Raw genomic sequence first — 17,358 nt, forward strand, 5'->3', positions numbered from 1 at the left:
GTTAACTCATCGATTTACCGAATGCGTTAACTATGCCAGGTAGGGGAGGAAATGCCTACCTTGATGAATGCTTTTGTTGTGATATGTCAGTCAGATCTATTGGAAATCGTGGGTGGGAAGGGCGACGAGTGCAGGCATCGCCCTGATTGTCATTTACGTTAGCCGCAGGCTTCCATCTCCCGCAGCGCACGCCCATAAAGGTTACATAGCGCAGGAACCAGATGTGCCGTGGCATTGAGATAGCGGTTCAGCTGTTCCCAGCCTTCGGTATCCAACTGCGGGGTCTCTTGCAGTAAATGGCCGAACAGCATCAGTCCGTGGCACAGCCCTTCTGCTTGCTCGGCAGAAAGTGCGGCCAGGTCTAAGAGCTCTGAAGGATTGAACGCGCTGAGATCGAGGTGGTTAAACAGTTGGCGATAAAGGGTGAGGGTACTTGTGGGGTTTTCGGTGATGGCGACATTTTCCATGTGTCTTTATCCTTAGTGTGTAGTATGCGTACTACCACATGAGACGCTAAACCCATGGTGGTAGCCCAAGCGGAGTTAGCGTTACCGGACACGAAGGAAACCGGCGCTTCTTGCGAAGCCCCCACTTGGGCCACCATAATTCTGGATGTTTAGAGCCCCAGCATTATATACATAATGCTGCCTTGTGTAAGTGTTCGGAACGCTAACTCCGGCTACGGATTTTGCCGCAGCGGAAAAACTATAACGTTATCAGTAAAAGGAAAAAATAAGCTGTATGGAATTACAGGCTGTTTACTCATGAGGTTGGAATGCAGATCGCAGTTATTAAATTTTAATTCAGGCTAATCAGTTGGAATAATTCATTTGCTAAATGAATTATTAAATCTGTGAGTTTTGTTGTCACGAAATACGTTGAGGTGAATGAATGCAAAAAGAATGGTTGAATGTTTATCCTGTGTACCTAGGGTGCTATTATTAACCTCTTTGTTAGTGCCCGCGGCAGTGAGTTTTTTAAATAATGACAGGGATGCACCACGATGGAAAAGAAAGAGGGCGCTTTAAGACTATTAACCTCCGGGGAGATCGGCCTTGCGAAGTCGGTATTTGGTGGTTCAATTATTTATGGGAAAGTCTGGGTTCATCACGATAGCTATTTCCCCTTTGGCTTGCAAAATCGAAACACTGCGATGTCCCCCAATGGTGAGTTGTATTTTAGGGACTGGTACGTGCCCGATTTCTCAAAGGAAGGTTATAGTCATAAACATCTTTTCATCCATGAAATGGTTCATGTTTGGCAATACCAGCGTGGTATGTGGGTTAAGACTCGAGGCCTCTACAGTTGGTTGGCAAATTACAGTTATGAACTGGATGGCTCCAAACTCCTAAAGAACTACGCTATGGAGCAACAGGCTCAGATCGTTGCTGATTATCATTTGTTGACCTCTTCAGGTTATGCTGTTTGGAGAAACCGCTTCGGCAAGGAAGTGACTTACAACGGTAATGACTATGCCGATGTGAGAAAAGTAAAAGAAAAATATGAGAAAGTGTTAGTCGGTTTTCCTTACAAGTAAGAGGATTGGTTATGAAGGCGAGACTGTTCTGTGTCGTTGTTGGTGTGACTTTGTTAAGCGCCTGCGTAGGCGATCGTCTCGATCAGCGCTATGCGCCGGATATCCCTATCACCGCCCATGCTAAAGCGAATGGCGACATCTGCATCTATCCGTCACCAAAGGAAAACGAAAGGCCAGATACGCTCTATCTCAGTGGTGATGCTGATGAGAAATTGATTGAGGTGGGGAATCAGGATCTTAAAAAGGGTATTTGCGTTACGCAGAACGATTACCCGTTTCAGGAAAATCATACCTACAGCATGAGGCTGAATTTCGTGCCGATTGATAAGCGCAGAAACCTGCAGGATGTTTCCGGCAGGGCCTTTATTGCTCACTTCAAAGTGACAAAGCTCAATGGTGTTTACGAAATTGAAAATATCACACAGGGCAGCAGATAACGCAGAGACAAAATGAAACGGATCTTCCCCCTCGCATTCCCCTTCCTGCTCGCCGGCTGTCCGTCGATAGGCGATCGTATCCCCGTATATTACCCAGCTACCGCCAGCCTGCGTGAGGGCAAAGTATGCATCACCGTTCAGCCGCAGGGAGACGAAAAGCTTGCGGGCATCTCGATCTACCGATTGGATGAGGCGCAGAGCCGCACGTTCAAATTCTTCGATCCGCTGCGGGATGTCGCCCCCAATCAGTGTGTTCCTGATGAGGGCTACGTATTTACGCCGGGGCAGCAGTACCATTTCTCCGCGAAGCTGGTCTCCCAGAAGAAACAGCAGGCGGGTGAGTTTCCCTCTGCGCGTGAATTTGTCGCCGAATTCGTTGTGCAGCAGGATGGCAATCAACTTAGGTTGGAAGCCCTCCGCACCCCACGCTAACCCCCCCCCCCCAACCTACCCCAAATCCCCCCCATTGCTGGCGATCACTTTCTTATACCACCAGAACGATTTCTTGCGGGTGCGGGCGAGGGTGCCGTTGCCCTGGTCGTCGCGGTCGACGTAGACAAAGCCGTAGCGCTTGCTCATTTCGCCGGTCGAGGCGGCCACTAGGTCGATGCAGCCCCAGGTGGTGTAACCCAGCACCGGCACGCCGTCGGCGATGGCGTCGGCCATGGCACGGATGTGTTCGCGCAGGTAGCTGATGCGGTAGTCGTCCTCAACCTCGCCTGCTGCATTGAACTCGTCGTGCGCGCCCAGGCCATTTTCCACCAGGAACAGCGGTTTTTGGTAGCGGTCGTACATCATGTTCATGGTGATGCGCAGCCCCAGCGGATCGATGCCCCAGCCCCAGTCGCTGCGCGGCACGTGCGGGTTCGCCAGCGATTTCACCACGTTGGCGGCGCTGCTGTTGTTGTCGTTCATGTCGGCGGAGGCGCAGCGCGAGGCGTAGTAGCTGAAGGAGACGAAGTCGACGGCGTGCTTCAGGATGTCGGCGTCTTCCGGTTCCATGACGATGCTGACGCCTTTCTCGCGGAAGACGCGGGCAGCGTAGGAGGGGTAAGCGCCGCGCGCCTGCACGTCGATAAAGAACAGGTTCTCGCGGTCTTTCTCCAGCGCGGCCCACACGTCTTCCGGCTTGCTGGACCACGGGTAGAAGTTGCCGCCGGCCAGCATGCAGCCCACCTGGTTGGCGGGGTTCACTTCATGGGCGATGCGCGTCGCCAGCGCGCTGGCCACCAGTTCGTGGTGCGCGGCCTGGTATTTCACCTGTTCGGGGTTTTCGTCCGCTTCAAACACCAGCCCCGCGCCGGAGAACGGGCTGTGCAGCAGGATGTTGATCTCGTTGAAGGTCAGCCAGTATTTCACCAGCCCGTCGAAGGCTTCGAAGCAGGTGCGGGCGTAGCGAGTGAAGAACTCCACCATCCTGCGACTGCGCCAGGAGCCGTATTCGGTCACCAGGTGCATCGGCACGTCGAAGTGGCACAGGGTGACCAGCGGTTCGATGCCGTATTGGCGGCACTCTTCGAACAGGCTGCGGTAGAAGGCGATGCCTTCGGCGTTGGGCGTCAGCTCGTCGCCGTTGGGGTAAATCCGACTCCAGGCGATGGAGGTGCGGAACACGGTAAAGCCCATCTCCGCCATCAGCGCGATGTCGTCGCGGTAGCGGTGGTAGAAATCGATGGCGTCGTGGCTGGGGTAAAACTCGTCGTCGCGCAGGTTAAAGCGCTTCTCCAGCCCGAGTTTGACCGCCATGCGGTGCGGGCCGTGCGGGATCATATCGACGGTGGTCAGCCCTTTGCCGCCCTCGCGATAGCCGCCTTCCGCCTGGTTGGCGGCTAAAGCGCCGCCCCATAAAAATCCTTTAGGGAATGTTGAGTCAGACATGCAATCCTCAATACCCGTCATACTTGAAGCTGCATCCGTGTTGGCTGCGTTCACTCACCCGAATCACTTACTTGTGTAAGCTCATCGGGATTCGCTCTCTTGCCGCCTTGATGCCGCTCCAACTATTTAGGGTATAAATATACGTTAATGCGTTGCGCCGGCGGCGTTCGCCGCCGGTGCGGTTTGGCCGGGCGCGGCGGCGTTTTCCGGCAGATCCTCGAAGCCCAGCATCAGCGTGAGCGCGAACGACAGCACCACCGAGAGCGCCATCACCGCCACCACCCACACGATGCTCATCGGGTTGGCCGGATCGAAGAACTGCACGCTGGTGAACAGCCCGGGCGAGGCCATCGAATGGCTGGCCAGCCCACCGATGCCGGCGACCGCGCCGCAGACAAAGCCGCTGATCAGGCTGGCGACCAGCGGCCGCTTCAGGCGTACCGCCACGCCGTACAGCGCCGGTTCGGAAATCCCCGCCACGATGGCGGAGGCCGCGGCGGCCAGCGCGGTCTGGCGCAGCTCGCGGTTCTTGGTTTTCAGCGCCACCGCCAGCGAAGCGCCGCCCAGCGACAGGTTGGCGCCGATCTCCGAAGGCATCACCATGCCCTCTTTGCCGGTCTCGGCGATGGTCTGGATGATGGTCGGGGTGAACACCCGGTGCATGCCGGTGATCACCAGCAGCGGCCAAATCGCTCCCATGATGGCCACGGAAAGCCAGCCCAGGTAGCCGTGCACGGTGTAGACCAGCGCCGAAATGCCGCTGCCGATCCAGATGCCGAGCGGGCCGATAAGCAGAATGGCGATCGGCGCGGCGATCAGCACGATCAGCATCGGCTTGAGGAAGTTCTTGGTCACCGCCGGGGTGATGCGATCCACCCCGCGTTCGATGTGCGACAGGATCCAGGTCATCACCAGCGCCGGGATCACCGTGTAGGTGTATTTCACCGCCGTCACCGGGATGAAGGCGAATTCCACCGCCTGGCCCTGCGCCGCCTTGGCCATCAGATCGATAAAGTTGGGATGCACCAGCACCCCGGCGATGGCGATCGCCAGCGACATGTTGGTTTTGAACTTCAGCGCTGCCGAGGCGGCGACCATCACCGGCAGGAAGAAGAACGCGCCGTCGCCGATCACATTGAGGATGACGAGGGTCGAGGAGCCTTTCTCAAATACCCCGGCCATATCCAGGATCATCGCCAGCAGCTTCACCATCGAGCCGCCGATGATGGCGGGGATCAGGGGCGACATGGTGCCCACCAGCGCGTCGAGAATGCCGGCGCCGATGCCCTTCAGGGTGAGCTTGCGCTTCACCGGGGCGGCGGGGGCCGCCGCGCCCGGCATGCCGAGCGCCAGCACCGCCTGATAGGCCTTGGCCACCTCGTTGCCGATGATCACCTGGCACTGCTCGCCGCTGTGCACCACGCCCAGCACGCCGTCGATGGCCTTCAGCGCCGGCGTGTCGATCCGCGCTTTGTCTTTCACCACGAATCTCAGGCGGGTCATGCAGTGGGTCACGGCCTCGATATTGCCCGTGCCGCCCAGGGCGGCCACGATGGCGTGCGAGATCTCTGCGTAGTTCTTCGGCATGGCGTGTCGTCTCTCAGATAGCAATTCGGATAGCCCAAAGGCGAATATTTACTGCCTGGGCGATCCGTCGTTCCATCCGTATGAAACGCCCATAAGAAACCGGTTTCACAAAATCATGTATTTGTGTTTTGTAGTTGGCAAGAACTATGATTTTTGGCGTTTCGTTTTCGTGATCTGGATCGTCAGAGGTAAGTGCGCACCGACGTGCAGGGGCGCGAAAGCGTTCCAAACGCCGGGCGTCTTGGGTAGACTGCGCTGAACCCATGGATTTTGGCGGCGCACAGATGGCAACGATACTCGAGGTGGCGAAAAAGGCCGGCGTTTCAAAGGCGACGGTGTCGCGCGTTTTGTCCGGCAGCGGCTATGTCAGCGAGGAGAAACGCGCGTTGGTGGATAAAGCCATCGCGGAAACCGGCTATCGGCCCAACCTGCTGGCGCGCAGCCTGGCGACCAACACCACCCAAACCCTCGGCCTGGTGGTCACCAACACCCTCTACAGCGGCAACTATTTCAGCGAACTGATGGCGCAGTCGGCGCGCATCATGGAGGCGAACGGCCGCCAGCTGATCCTGGCGGACGGCAAGCACACCGCCGAAGAGGAGCGGGCCGCCATTCAGTTTTTGCTGGATCTGCGCTGCGACGGGGTGATCATCTACCCGCGTTTTCTGTCGATCGCGGAAATGGACGAGATCGTCTCCCAACACCGCCAGCCGATTCTGGTGATCAACCGGCGGCTGCGGCTGAACGACAGCTACTGCATCTTCAGCGATCAGCACGCCGCCGGCGCGGCGGCGGTGGCGCACCTGATCGCGCGCGGCCATCGAGACATCGCCTTTATCACCGGCTCGCTCGATTCCCCCACCGGGCTGGAGCGGCTTTCCGGCTATAAGTCCGCGCTGGCGCAGCAGGACATTGCGGTTAACGAGGCGTTGATCGTCGAAGGAAAATGGAACGCGCAAAGCGGCGTGGCGGCGGTCGATGCGCTGCTGGCCGGCGGGCAGCCGTTCAGCGCCATCGTCGCCGGCAACGACGAAATGGCCATCGGCGCGATGAAGCGGCTGGCGGAGCGCGGCGTGGCGGTGCCGGAGGCGGTATCGGTCATCGGCTTCGACGACATCCCGCTGGCGCCCTATACCGTGCCGTCGCTGTCGAGCATGAAGATGCCGGTCACCGAGATGATCCAGGAGACCATCAACCGCCTGCTGTCGATGCTGGACGGCGGCGAGCTGAGCAAGCGCCCCAGCTTCCCGGCCAGCCTGATCGAGCGCGAATCGGTGGCGGCGGGGCCGTATTGGGGAAAGGCATAAGCGCGTACCCGTCTTTTTCAGGCGCTACAACGCTTGAATCCGCCTCTTCGACAAAGCAAAAATCCCCAGCGCGCTGCACAATGCCAGGGCGCTGGCAAGTGCCGTGGATAGCGCGAACTCGCGTGTGTAGGGCAGCAGCAGGCCAACCGCAGAGATGCTGCCCAACAGCAGGCTAAAGAACAGCGCTTTTTTACGATAGGGCGCCTTTAGGTTGAGATAGGCGGCGACGGCGCAGACGATAAGCGTGCCACCGACGACGACCAACAGCGGCAGGATGATGAGCGCCCCGGCGAGGAGATTGGACAGCTCAACGTCCTCCACGCCGGCGTAAGAGACAATAAGAAACATGATGCCGATGGCTAACACCGTGCTCAGTTTGATGACGATATAGGCGCTCGCGCACAGGTTAAGCGCCTTTAATCCTACTATCATCACGTTGTTTGCCATCGTTCATCCTTGAGTTTGCTGGATATAGGCCGTGTTGGCCTGGGGAATGGTTTATCTTACCCCAACCCCCCAATCCTTCCCCGAATCTCCTCCTCCGGCAAATCCACACCGATAAACACCAGCGTGCTCTTGCGCTCTTCCTCAGGCAGCCATTCCCGATCCCAGTCGGCGTTATACAACCGCTGCACGCCCTGGAACAGCAGGCGGCGCGGCTCGTCTTCGATAGACAGAATGCCTTTGTAGCGCAGCAGGTTGTCGGCGTATTCCAGCAGCAGGCCTTCCATCACGTCGGAGATTTGCATCAGCGGCAGCGGGCGCTCCAGCGTCACGACAATTGAGCGGATGTCGCTCTGTGGCTGCGGGATACGGCGGAACAGCGGGGTGGCTGGCGTCAGGTTCAGCTTGTCGTTCAGCGTGAAGCCTTCGATGTCGAACAGCACGCTTAGATCGATATCGCCGTGCGTGACCTTGTAGACCGGCGCGCGGGCGTTCATCCGCTGCAGCCGCTGGATCAGCGCCTCGCAGTCCGGCGCCACGTCGGTTTTGGTCAGCAGGATGCGGTCGGCGTAGCCCACCTGCGCCTGGGCGATGCTGAACTGGCTCAGCTGCTGCTCGGCGTGCGCCGCGTCCACCAGGGTGATGATGCCGTCCAGCAGGAAGCGCTCGCACAGGATTTCGTGCGAGAAAAAGGTCTGGGTAATCGGGCCGGGATCGGCCATGCCAGTGCATTCGATGATCAGCCGGTCGAACGCCAGCTGGCCGCTGTCGACGCCGTCCAGCAGATCCAGCAGCGCGTCCGCCAGTTCGTTGGACTTGCTGCAGCAGATGCAACCGTTGCTCAGGGTGGTAATGCGGCTGGCGCGATCGCCGATCAGTGCGTCATCGATCGGCACTTCGCCGAACTCGTTCTCGATGACCGCGATTTTATAGCCGTGTTCGGCGTTCAGGATGTGGCGCAGCAGGGTGGTTTTGCCGGCGCCCAAAAAGCCGGTCAGGATGGTGACTGCAATGGGTTTCATACGGGTCCTTGTGACTGCGGGTTAACAGCAGCGCATGCCGCCTTTGCCGTCGCCGCCGTAGCGCGCTTGTTGGCGCTCGCGGAAAAATTCTTTATAGGTCATCACCGGCTTGTCCGGGTGGTTGTCTTTCATGTGCTGGACGTAGGTATCGTAGTCAGGCACGCCCACCAACATGCGCGCCGCCTGCCCGAGGTACTTCCCCGCCTGGCCGAGATTTCCGAACATAAGCCTTCTCCAACTCTACCCTGCATCACTACAGCGCTTGCTTTAGCCTGATATTAGGGGAAGCCGGGGGATGGGGTTCCCGCAGGGATGCCCCACCTCCGGGTCGCCCCGGGTATCTCGATTGCATCGCGCCGCACGCCTGACATCTTGCGATGCACAGGCCGTGCGGCTTTGGGTACTACTTAACGTTATTATGCAGGGTATCCGTTAAATCACATCAATGCTGGGTCGAAACTTTGACCTCCCCCTCAGTTACGCCGTCGGCGGGCGCGGCCTGCGGCACCGGCACGTAAGGCGTTTCCTGATCGGTGCGTTTCGGGTTCTTGTGCGCCGCCATCGCGGTTTTCACCCCGTAGAAGATGATGCTGTACACCACCAGCAGGAACAGAATGCTCAGCCCGGCGTTGGTGTAGTTGTTCACCACGATGTGGTTCATGTTGGCGATCTGCTGGGCGCTCAGCTCGGCGCCGCCCTCGGCGATTTTGCGTTTGTATTCGCCGGCCAGGAAGAAGAAGCCTTCCAGCTGCGGGTTGTCGCTGAACAGCTTCAGGCCCAGCGCGTAGGTGGTGCAGATCAGCAGCCACACCGCCGGCAGCACGGTCACCCAGATGTATTGGGTGCGCTTCATCTTAATCAGCACCACGGTGCCCAGCACCAGCGCCACGGCGGCCAGCATCTGGTTGGAGATGCCGAACAGCGGCCACAGGCTCTTCACGCCGCCGAGCGGATCCACCACGCCCTGATACAGCAGGTAGCCCCACAGCCCGACGCAGCCGGCGGTGCCGACGATGCCGGCCACCAGCGAGTCGGTTTTCTTCAGGAACGGCACGAAGTTGCCCAGCAGATCCTGCAGCATAAAGCGGCCGGAGCGGGTGCCGGCGTCCAGCGCGGTCAGGATGAACAGCGCCTCGAACAGAATGCCGAAGTGGTACCAGAAGCCCATGTTGGCGCCCGGAATGATCTGGTGGAACACGTGGGCGATGCCCACCGCCAGCGTTGGCGCGCCGCCGGCGCGGTTCAGCACCGAAGGTTCGCCGATGTCGGTGGCGGTCTGCAGGATCTGTTCCGGGCTGATGACGAAGCCCCAGGAGCTGACCGCCGCCGCCGCGTGCACGGTCACGTCCTTCAGCGAAGCCATGATCATCGGCGCGTCTTCGGTGCCCAGGCGGTGCAGATCCGGCATGGTGATGCCCAGCGCCGCCGGTGGGGTGTTCATGGCGAAGTACAGGCCCGGCTCGATGATGGACGCCGCCACCAGCGCCATGATGGCGACGAAGGACTCCATCAGCATCGCGCCGTAGCCGATAAAGCGCGCGTCGGTCTCATTGGCCAGCAGCTTCGGCGTGGTGCCGGAGGCGATCAGCGCATGGAAGCCGGAGACCGCGCCACAGGCGATGGTGATGAACAGGAACGGGAACAGGGTGCCTTTCCACACCGGGCCGGTGCCGTCGACGAACTGGGTTACCGCCGGCATTTTCAGCTCAGGGTTGAGGATCACGATGCCGATCGCCAGCCCGACGATCACGCCGATTTTCAGGAAGGTGGCCAGGTAGTCGCGCGGCGCCAGGATCAGCCACACCGGCAGCAGGGCGGAGACAAAGGCGTAGCCGATCAGTGTGAAGGTGATGGTGGTGTCTTTAAAGGTCAGCGCCGGGCCCCAGTACGGGTCGTGCGCCACTACGCCGCCGAACCAGATGGCGGCCACCAGCAGCACGATGCCGATGATCGACACTTCACCCACGCGGCCGGGGCGCAGATAGCGCATGTAGATCCCCATAAACAGCGCGATCGGCACGGTGGAGCAGACGGTGAACACCCCCCACGGGCTTTCCGCCAGCGCTTTCACCACGATCAGCGCCAGCACCGCCAGGATGATGATCATGATCAGGAAGCAGCCGAACAGCGCGATGGTGCCCGGTATCGGCCCCATCTCTTTTTTGATGATCTCACCGAGCGAGGCGCCGTTGCGGCGCGAGGAGATGAACAGCACCATAAAGTCCTGCACCGCCCCGGCCAGCACCACGCCGCCCAGCAGCCACAGCGTGCCGGGCAGGTAGCCGACCTGCGCGGCCAGCACCGGCCCCACCAGTGGACCGGCACCGGCGATGGCGGCGAAGTGGTGGCCGAACAGCACGTTCTTGTTGGTCGGCACGTAGTTCAGGCCGTCGTTGTTGACCACCGCCGGGGTGGCGCGGCCGGCGTCCAGCTTCATCACCCTGGTGGCGATGTACAGGCTATAGTAGCGGTAGGCCACCAGATACACCGCCACCGAAGCGACGACGATCCACAGCGCGCTGATGTGTTCGCCGCGGCGCAGCGCCACCACGCCGAGGCAGGCTGCGCCGAGTATCCCCAGCAGCATCCACGGAATGTGCTTTAAAATCCCCTCTCGTTTCATGAGGTATCCTTAATTCCAGTCTGCAAAATATGAATGAACTCATCCGCTTGTAAGAGATGTCAGAGTGGCGCGGTGAGCCGTAGCGTCTTTCCCGAGGTAAGGCGGGTTTAGGAACAGCTCATCATCGCCGGGGGTTAGGGGGGAAGACAGGCGTATTTCGGTCAGCGGTCAGATCCGCCGGGTGAACGGTTGGATTGGCGGGGTGAGCGGTTTGCTGCATAACCAACAGCCGCCCGTCAGCCGCTGTTGCCAATGCAGCACCCGCCCGCACCCGTCGGCTTTAAACGCCCGGTTTTTCAGCCAGATGCCTTAACGTGGCGATTGGCACGCATCCTGCTATCGGATTTATAACCAAAACAAGGTTTTCAATATTTGGAAATCAATAATGGTTATATGCGCGCCGCATAACGGCGCCGACGGTCAGAGGGAGAGAAGCATGTCAGCAGCAAACCACTCGCAGCAGCCGATTCAGTTCGCCTACTGGGTGCCGAACGTTTCCGGCGGCCTGGTGATCAGCAATATCCCGCAGCGCACCGGTTGGGACATCGGTTATAACCGCAAGCTGGCGCAGATCGCCGAGCGCGCCGGTTTCGACTACGCGCTTACCCAGATCCGCTTCACCGCCGGTTACGGCGCGGAGAACCAGCACGAGTCGGTGTCGTTCTCACAGGCCCTGCTGGACGCCACCGAAAAGCTGAAAGTGATCGCCGCGCTGCTGCCGGGGCCGTGGAACCCCACGCTGGCGGCCAAACAGATCGCCACCATCAGCCATCTTTCCAACGCGCGCATCGCGGTGAACATTGTCAGCGGCTGGTTCCGCGGCGAGTTCAAGGCCATCGGCGAGCCGTGGCTGGATCATGAGGAGCGCTACCTGCGCTCGGAAGAGTTTATCCGCTGCCTGCGCGGCATCTGGACTGAGCCCAGCTTCACCTTCGCCGGCGATTTCTACCGTTTCCGCGACTACTCGCTGAAGCCGAAGCCGCTGGCGCCGTTGCCGGAAATTTTCCAGGGCGGCAGCTCACGCGCGGCGCGCGACATGGCGGCGCGGGTCTCGGACTGGTATTTCACCAACGGCAACAGCGTGGAGGGCATTCGCCGGCAGGTGGAGGACATCCAGAGCAAGGCGCAGGCCAATCACCATCGGGTGAAGGTGGGGGTGAACGGTTTCGTCATCGCCCGCGAGAGCGAACAGGCGGCGCAGGCGGTGCTGCAGGAGATCATCGATCACGCCAACCCGGAGGCGGTGCAGGGCTTCGGGCACGAGGTGAAGAACGCCGGGGCGGCCTCGCCCGAGGGCGAGGGCAACTGGGCCAAGTCCACCTTCGAAGACTTGGTGCAGTATAACGACGGCTTTAAAACCAACCTGATCGGCACGCCGCAGCAGATCGCCGAGCGCATCATCGCGTTGAAAGACGCCGGAGTGGATCTGCTGTTGCTGGCGTTTCTGCACTTCCAGGAAGAGGTGGAGTACTTCGGCCGCGAAGTGATCCCGCTGGTGCGCGAACTGGAGCGCCAGCGGGCGGCGGCCTGAGCGTTCAACCCGTTTGCAGGGTTTGCAGCAGGTGGATAAAGGCGGCGCTGAGCGGCGGCGTGGCTGGCTCATGGCGGGTAAAGACATAAAAGCGCGCGCTGATGTCGATCCCCTGCGTCGGGATTTTCTGCAGGTGCAGCTGCGGGGCGTAGTGCGCGACGACCCGATCGCTCAGCAGCGCGATATAGCCCTGCTGCCTGACCAGGCACCAGGTCGCCAGAAAGGAGTCGGTCTCGACGATCTGGCCGTGCGGCGTGTAACGCTCGGCGATCTCGCGGATGGCGGCGTGCCCCACCGAGCAGGAGCGCGGCACCACCCATTTGGCTTCGGCCGGCGGCTGCCCGGCGGCGGTCAGGTCGCCCCCTTGATAGAGCGAGAAGCGCTCGCTCTTCAGCGCCTGCATGGCCAGATCGGCGCCGCCCGCCGCGCCGTTCAGGCTGCTGACCGCCAAATCCAGCTCGCAGTTTCTCAGCCGGGCGAGCAGGCCTTCCGGGCCGTCTTCCACCACCGTCACCCGGGTATGCGGGTAGCGGCGGTTGAAGCCTTCGAGCACCTGGGGCAGGTAGCACAGCAGCGGATCGACGCTCATCCCCACCCGCAGGCGCTTCTCGCCGCCGGCGCTCATGCCGCGCAGCTCGTCAAACGCGCTGAGCAACTGATTGGTGGCGGCGTCTATCCGCCGGTAAAACAGCTCGCCGACCGCCGTCAGGCGCACGCCGCGGTTGCTGCGCTCCAGCAACCGCGCGCCGATGGACATTTCCAGCTCTTTGAGCACCCGGCTGAGCGTCGGTTGCGAGACGGCCAGTTTTTTCGCGGCATCGTGCAAACTTCCGCAGTGAACGATGTCTTTGAACATCGTCAGATGAGCCAGTTTTGGCATGGTTTTCATGGTGGATCTCCCTGGAAGTGAAAGGCATTAGCCGGAGCCGGCGATGCGGCTGTAATAGGCCTGTTTCATCATGCTGTCGTTCAGCAGTTTATTGATGGTCTGGTCGAGCACCGGCGTGGTGACGGAGGCCGGCATCAGCGTGGCGGTGATCTCCACGTCGTCGTCGCCAAAGGGTTCGATATCCAGATGCGAGATAAAGCAGTTTTCTCCTTGCAGCACCTGTTTGAATTTGGCCAGCGCTTCACGCTGCTCATGCTCGAAGGCAATGACGCAAATCTGGTAGGTGGATTCGCCGTTAACGTCATTGAAGGGCTGTTTGTTGACCATATTGACCAGCGGGCGCAGCAGGGTGTTGGCGGCGAGCACGAACAGCGTGGCGGCCAGCGCATCGCCGTACAGGCCGCAGCCGGCGCAGGCGCCGACCGCCGCGGAGCCCCAGAGCGTGGCGGCGGTGTTCAGGCCGCGGATGTTCATCCCTTCTTTCATGATGGCCCCGGCGCCGAGAAAGCCGACGCCGGAGACCACGTAGGAGATGACGCGCACCGCGCCGCCGCTGCCGTCGATGGTCATGGCCAGGTGGACGAAGATCGCCGCGCTGGTGGCCACCAGCGTATTGGTGCGCAGCCCGGCGGTGCGCTGGCGGAATTGTCTTTCGTAGCCGATGGCGGCGCCCAGGACGGACGCGGTCAGCAGCGTCAGCAGTGTATGAATGAAATGCATGATAATAACTCGATGTATTATCCGCTTATCATGAGCCACCCGTGGCGGGGTGACTCTTGATAAACAGGTAGTTAAGTTGGCGGGATCCGTCCCGCCAGGCCAGGGCGGCGCTCAGTGCGCGGCGGCGATCTGCCGGCTGAGCGTCTCGCTGATTTTGTCCGTCAGCGGCTGCATCCCCTCGCGGGTGCGCGTCTCGCGGCGCTGCGCGATGTGATAGCAGCCGTCGAGGGTGCCGGCGCCCAGCAGGAGGATGCGATCAGACATCATCACCGCTTCCTCTACGCTGTGGGTCACCAGCACGATGGAGCGGGTTTTGATCTGGCGCGTGCTCCAGATGCGCAGCAGATCGCTGCGCAGGTGTTCGCCGGTATAGACGTCCAGCGCGGAAAACGGCTCATCCAGCAACAGCAGCATCGGTTCTACCGCCAGCGCGCGCGCAAAGCCGACCCGTTGGCGCATGCCGCCGGAAAGCTCGCGCGGGTAGGCGTCGCGGTAGGGCGCGAGCCCGACCAGATCGAGCATTTTCAGCGTCTGGGTTTCGACCACCTGCGGCGGCAGATCCTGCGCCTGCAGCCCGAAGGCGATATTTTGGTAGACGTTCAGCCACGGGAAAATGGCGAAGGTCTGGAACACCATGTTGATCTGCGGATTCGGCCCCGAGACTTTTTTATCCCCCAGCATCACGGTGCCCAGATCCGGCGCGATCAGGCCGGAAAGTATGCGCAGCAGGGTGGATTTGCCCGAGCCGGACTGCCCCAAAATGCTGACGACCTCGTTATCGTAGAGGCGCAGGTTGATTTCATTCAGCACCAGGCGTTTTTCTTTACCGGTAGGCTGAACGCTTTTGCTGACGTTATTAACCGTCAGCAGCGTGGTTTTTTTTACCATCATGATGTTTCTCCACTCAATTAAAAATATGAGCATGGAAAAATGGCCGATAGTTATCGCCGCGCAGGGGTAAAATAAATGCGAGCGCAAATAAGCCTGAGCGTTATCGGACTGTTAATAAGCGTATGCTGGAAGGATTAGCCTGTCAGGCGCGCCGGAGCGGCGTGCGCGGAGGCCATGCGCTGAAGGGGTAAAGCGAAGGGATGTGGTAACTGACGCATATCCTGACACTTTCAGGATGCAATGGGATGACTATTGCTCCTGTGACCTCAGCGATTCCAACAATAAAATAAACAACCAACTGTCGCCGTCCATATCATTTCCCCGTTATTTTTCGTGTGGCCATAATACGCGTGATATTGCCTGTGATTCAATGTGGTTAGGCGGAATTATCGCGGCAAAATGTAATTTAATATGAATGCGGGAAAGTTTTTCTTTATTTATTAAACGGGGCGTCAACGAAAATCATGAGAGTGAATATAGGCGCTATTTTATGGAAATATAAACCTGAATTAAACGAGAGAATAACAGGGCGGGCGCAAGACAAATAATGAACCGGCCGCAGCGCGCGCTGCGGCCGGTATCGGGTCAGAACTGATACATGATGCCGGTTTCGACAATGTCGTCGGCGCCGGCGCCGACGGCGTTCTGCCGTTGCAGCAGGTTGAGCTTGTACTCCACGTAGGTCGACATATTGGCGTTGAAGCTGTAGTTCAGCGCCAGATCCAGGTATTTGACCAGATCGGCGTCGCCGATGCCGGGCAGGTTACGGCCGCGCGTTTGCAGGTAGGCCACCGAGGGCGTGACGCCGGAATCGAAGTGATACTGCGCGACCGCCTCGACGGCGTCCGCGCGGGGGGCGAAGCCGGCGTAGCGATCGCCGTCGACATAGGTCATGTTTTCGGTGCGCGCATAGCTGGCCGCCAGGTAGAGGTTGTCCAGATCGTATTTCAGCCCCAGCGTCCAGGCCCGGGCGCGATCGCCGTCAGCCAGGCCGAAGCGCTGCTGCGCCAGGGTGCGCGCAGAGTTGGCGTAGGCGGCGCCAAAGTTTAGCCCCGCGCCGGTGTCGTAGGTGGCGGAAAAGGCGTAGCCATCGCCGTTTTGCGTCTGAATATCCTTCGCCCGCAGAGCGTCGTCCCCCCGATTCTTCCCCTGATATTGCAGGCCGAGATCCAGACCGTCCAACAGCCCGCCCAGGCTGCGGTTGTGGTAGGTCAGCAGGCCGTTGGCGCGGCCGGTCATGAAGTTGTCGGCCGCTTCGTAGCTGTCGTTGCCGAATTCGGGCAGCACGTCCGTCCAGCCGGCCACGTCATACAGCAGGCCGTAGTTGCGGCCGTAGTCCAGGCTGCCCCAGTGGCCGAACGTCAGCCCGGCGAAGCCCAGCCGGGTATAGCTATTGCCCGGCCCGGCGCTTTCCGGCTGATCGAGCCCCGCCTGATATTCCCATTGGCCATACCCTGTCAGCCCGTCGGCGATCTGCGTCTCGCCTTTGAAACCGAAACGGGTGTAGGAGCGATCGCCGTTATTGTCGGCATCGCTGCTGAAGTAATGCACCCCGTTCAGTTGGCCGTACAGATCCAGTTTATTGCCGTCCTTATTGACGATTTCTGCCCCGGCGGCGGCGGCCGGCATCAGGATGACCAGCGCCATCAGTAAGCTTTTATTTTTCATTTCACGACCCTGAGTTAACGAAAATGCGGCCTTATCCGGCCGGTTGCGCCCGCGCGATTTTTTTGTACAGGCAGCTGCGGATCCGATCGGTGAGGTGCCGCAGGCTGTCCCGGTTGCGCGCCGCGCGGGGAATATTGATGCTGAATTCGTCATCGATCCGTTTGCTGGTCGCGTCCAGGATCAGCACCCGATCGGACATCAGCACCGCCTCTTCGACGTCGTGCGTCACCATCACCATGGCGCGCGTGCGCAGCCGGTTGTCTCCCCACAGCGCCAGCAGATCGCTGCGCAGTTTTTGCGCAGTAAAGATATCGAGGGCGGAGAAGGGCTCGTCCAGCAGCAAGACATCGGGCTCTACCGCCAACGCCCGGGCGAAGCCCACGCGCTGGCGCATGCCGCCCGACAGCTCGCGCGGCCAGGCGTGCTCATAGCCGCTCAGCCCCACCAGGCGCAGCAGCGCCTCCAGCCGCTCGGCGATCGTCTGCGGCGGCAGCTTTTGCGCCAGCAGGCCGAAGGCGATGTTGTCGTACACCGTCAGCCAGGGGTAGAGCGCGTAGGATTGAAACACCATGCCGGCGTTGGCGCTCGGGCCGCAGACCGGTTTGCCCGCCAGGGTGAGCGTGCCGCTGTCCGGCGGGATCAGCCCGGCCAGCATGCGCAGCAGCGTGGACTTACCCGAACCGGATTGCCCCAGAATGGTGACGAACTCGCCGGCGTGCACGGTCAGCGACACGTCGCGCAGCACGGGGGTGGGACGCTTGTTTTCGCCGATAAACGTCTTGTTCAATCGACGGGCGCTGATAATCACGTCTTGAGTCAGCATG

Annotated in this window: 18 protein-coding genes; 5 read left to right on the top strand and 13 right to left on the bottom strand. The window is 60.2% G+C overall.

Translation table 11 applies throughout. From position 1 onward, the window contains the following. Window positions 1–158 precede the first annotated feature (158 nt). Together EDY99_RS23805 and EDY99_RS23810 are read right to left on the bottom strand one after the other, a co-directional pair. Window positions 159–467, bottom strand: coding sequence for a hypothetical protein (locus EDY99_RS23805; protein ID WP_123062121.1), 309 nt, complete (start codon window positions 465–467; stop codon window positions 159–161). Further along, window positions 362–604, bottom strand: coding sequence for an ash family protein (locus tag EDY99_RS23810; RefSeq protein WP_123062122.1), 243 nt, complete (start codon window positions 602–604; stop codon window positions 362–364). The genes EDY99_RS23805 and EDY99_RS23810 overlap by 106 nt, the downstream gene beginning before the upstream one ends. 399 nt (window positions 605–1,003) lie before the next feature. On the opposite strand from EDY99_RS23810, the gene EDY99_RS23815 reads away from it, so the two are divergent. From EDY99_RS23815 to EDY99_RS23825, 3 genes are read left to right on the top strand one after another with little or no spacing between them, the layout of a single operon-like run. Beyond that, a complete protein-coding gene (locus EDY99_RS23815) occupies window positions 1,004–1,537 on the top strand; it encodes a hypothetical protein (RefSeq protein ID WP_048795350.1) in 534 nt (177 codons plus the stop codon). An 11-nt stretch (window positions 1,538–1,548) separates the two neighbouring features. Beyond that, window positions 1,549–1,974 carry a putative T6SS immunity periplasmic lipoprotein gene (locus EDY99_RS23820; protein WP_123062123.1) on the top strand — a complete coding sequence of 142 codons (426 nt, stop codon included), beginning with the start codon at window positions 1,549–1,551 and terminating at the stop codon, window positions 1,972–1,974. 12 nt (window positions 1,975–1,986) lie between these two features. Next, window positions 1,987–2,406 (top strand): putative T6SS immunity periplasmic lipoprotein, encoded by a 420-nt coding sequence (locus EDY99_RS23825; protein ID WP_123062124.1) that lies wholly within the window; start codon window positions 1,987–1,989, stop codon window positions 2,404–2,406. A gap of 15 nt (window positions 2,407–2,421) precedes the next feature. Here EDY99_RS23825 and EDY99_RS23830 read toward each other — a convergent pair whose 3' ends face one another. Together EDY99_RS23830 and ascF are read right to left on the bottom strand one after the other, a co-directional pair. Next, window positions 2,422–3,852 (bottom strand): 6-phospho-beta-glucosidase, encoded by a 1,431-nt coding sequence (locus tag EDY99_RS23830; RefSeq protein ID WP_123062125.1) that lies wholly within the window; start codon window positions 3,850–3,852, stop codon window positions 2,422–2,424. A 144-nt stretch (window positions 3,853–3,996) separates the two neighbouring features. Beyond that, entirely contained in the window at window positions 3,997–5,439 is a 1,443-nt protein-coding gene (ascF, locus tag EDY99_RS23835; protein WP_123062126.1) for a PTS cellobiose/arbutin/salicin transporter subunit IIBC, read from the bottom strand. 284 nt (window positions 5,440–5,723) lie between these two features. Between ascF and EDY99_RS23840 the strand changes: the two genes are divergently transcribed. Then, the gene (locus EDY99_RS23840; protein ID WP_123062194.1) at window positions 5,724–6,746 is read left to right on the top strand and encodes a LacI family DNA-binding transcriptional regulator; all 1,023 of its coding nucleotides are present in this window, start codon (window positions 5,724–5,726) and stop codon (window positions 6,744–6,746) included. A 24-nt stretch (window positions 6,747–6,770) separates the two neighbouring features. On the opposite strand, the gene EDY99_RS23845 is transcribed toward EDY99_RS23840, so the two are convergent. From EDY99_RS23845 to EDY99_RS23860, 4 genes are all read right to left on the bottom strand, one after another. Continuing rightward, window positions 6,771–7,193, bottom strand: a complete 423-nt coding sequence (locus tag EDY99_RS23845; protein ID WP_047572849.1) for a hypothetical protein — start codon at window positions 7,191–7,193, stop codon at window positions 6,771–6,773. 56 nt (window positions 7,194–7,249) lie between these two features. Next, window positions 7,250–8,212: a GTPase gene (yjiA, locus tag EDY99_RS23850; protein ID WP_123062127.1), complete on the bottom strand. Its 963-nt coding sequence runs from the start codon at window positions 8,210–8,212 to the stop codon at window positions 7,250–7,252. Between the two features lie 21 nt (window positions 8,213–8,233). Further along, entirely contained in the window at window positions 8,234–8,437 is a 204-nt protein-coding gene (locus EDY99_RS23855; protein ID WP_004953088.1) for a YbdD/YjiX family protein, read from the bottom strand. Between the two features lie 217 nt (window positions 8,438–8,654). Next, entirely contained in the window at window positions 8,655–10,835 is a 2,181-nt protein-coding gene (locus EDY99_RS23860) for a carbon starvation CstA family protein (RefSeq protein WP_038630167.1), read from the bottom strand. A gap of 436 nt (window positions 10,836–11,271) precedes the next feature. Here EDY99_RS23860 and sfnG point away from each other — a divergent pair, with 436 nt between their 5' ends. After that, window positions 11,272–12,366, top strand: coding sequence for a dimethylsulfone monooxygenase SfnG (sfnG, locus tag EDY99_RS23865; protein WP_025305137.1), 1,095 nt, complete (start codon window positions 11,272–11,274; stop codon window positions 12,364–12,366). A gap of 4 nt (window positions 12,367–12,370) precedes the next feature. Here sfnG and EDY99_RS23870 read toward each other — a convergent pair whose 3' ends face one another. The 5 genes from EDY99_RS23870 to EDY99_RS23890 all read right to left on the bottom strand — a co-directional run bounded on the left by EDY99_RS23870 (window position 12,371) and on the right by EDY99_RS23890 (window position 17,357). Beyond that, window positions 12,371–13,255 carry a LysR family transcriptional regulator gene (locus tag EDY99_RS23870; RefSeq protein ID WP_033641720.1) on the bottom strand — a complete coding sequence of 295 codons (885 nt, stop codon included), beginning with the start codon at window positions 13,253–13,255 and terminating at the stop codon, window positions 12,371–12,373. Between the two features lie 27 nt (window positions 13,256–13,282). Continuing rightward, complete coding sequence (locus EDY99_RS23875; protein WP_019453282.1) at window positions 13,283–13,975, bottom strand: MgtC/SapB family protein; 693 nt, start codon at window positions 13,973–13,975, stop codon at window positions 13,283–13,285. A 111-nt stretch (window positions 13,976–14,086) separates the two neighbouring features. After that, complete coding sequence (locus tag EDY99_RS23880; RefSeq protein WP_033641721.1) at window positions 14,087–14,866, bottom strand: ABC transporter ATP-binding protein; 780 nt, start codon at window positions 14,864–14,866, stop codon at window positions 14,087–14,089. A 585-nt stretch (window positions 14,867–15,451) separates the two neighbouring features. Further along, entirely contained in the window at window positions 15,452–16,534 is a 1,083-nt protein-coding gene (locus EDY99_RS23885) for a porin (RefSeq protein ID WP_123062128.1), read from the bottom strand. 31 nt (window positions 16,535–16,565) lie between these two features. Continuing rightward, window positions 16,566–17,357 carry an ABC transporter ATP-binding protein gene (locus tag EDY99_RS23890; protein ID WP_033651402.1) on the bottom strand — a complete coding sequence of 264 codons (792 nt, stop codon included), beginning with the start codon at window positions 17,355–17,357 and terminating at the stop codon, window positions 16,566–16,568. Window position 17,358: the final 1 nt, after the last annotated feature.

Source organism: Serratia sp. LS-1 (assembly GCF_003719595.1).
In the GTDB taxonomy this organism is placed as follows: Bacteria; Pseudomonadota; Gammaproteobacteria; order Enterobacterales; family Enterobacteriaceae; genus Serratia; species Serratia ureilytica.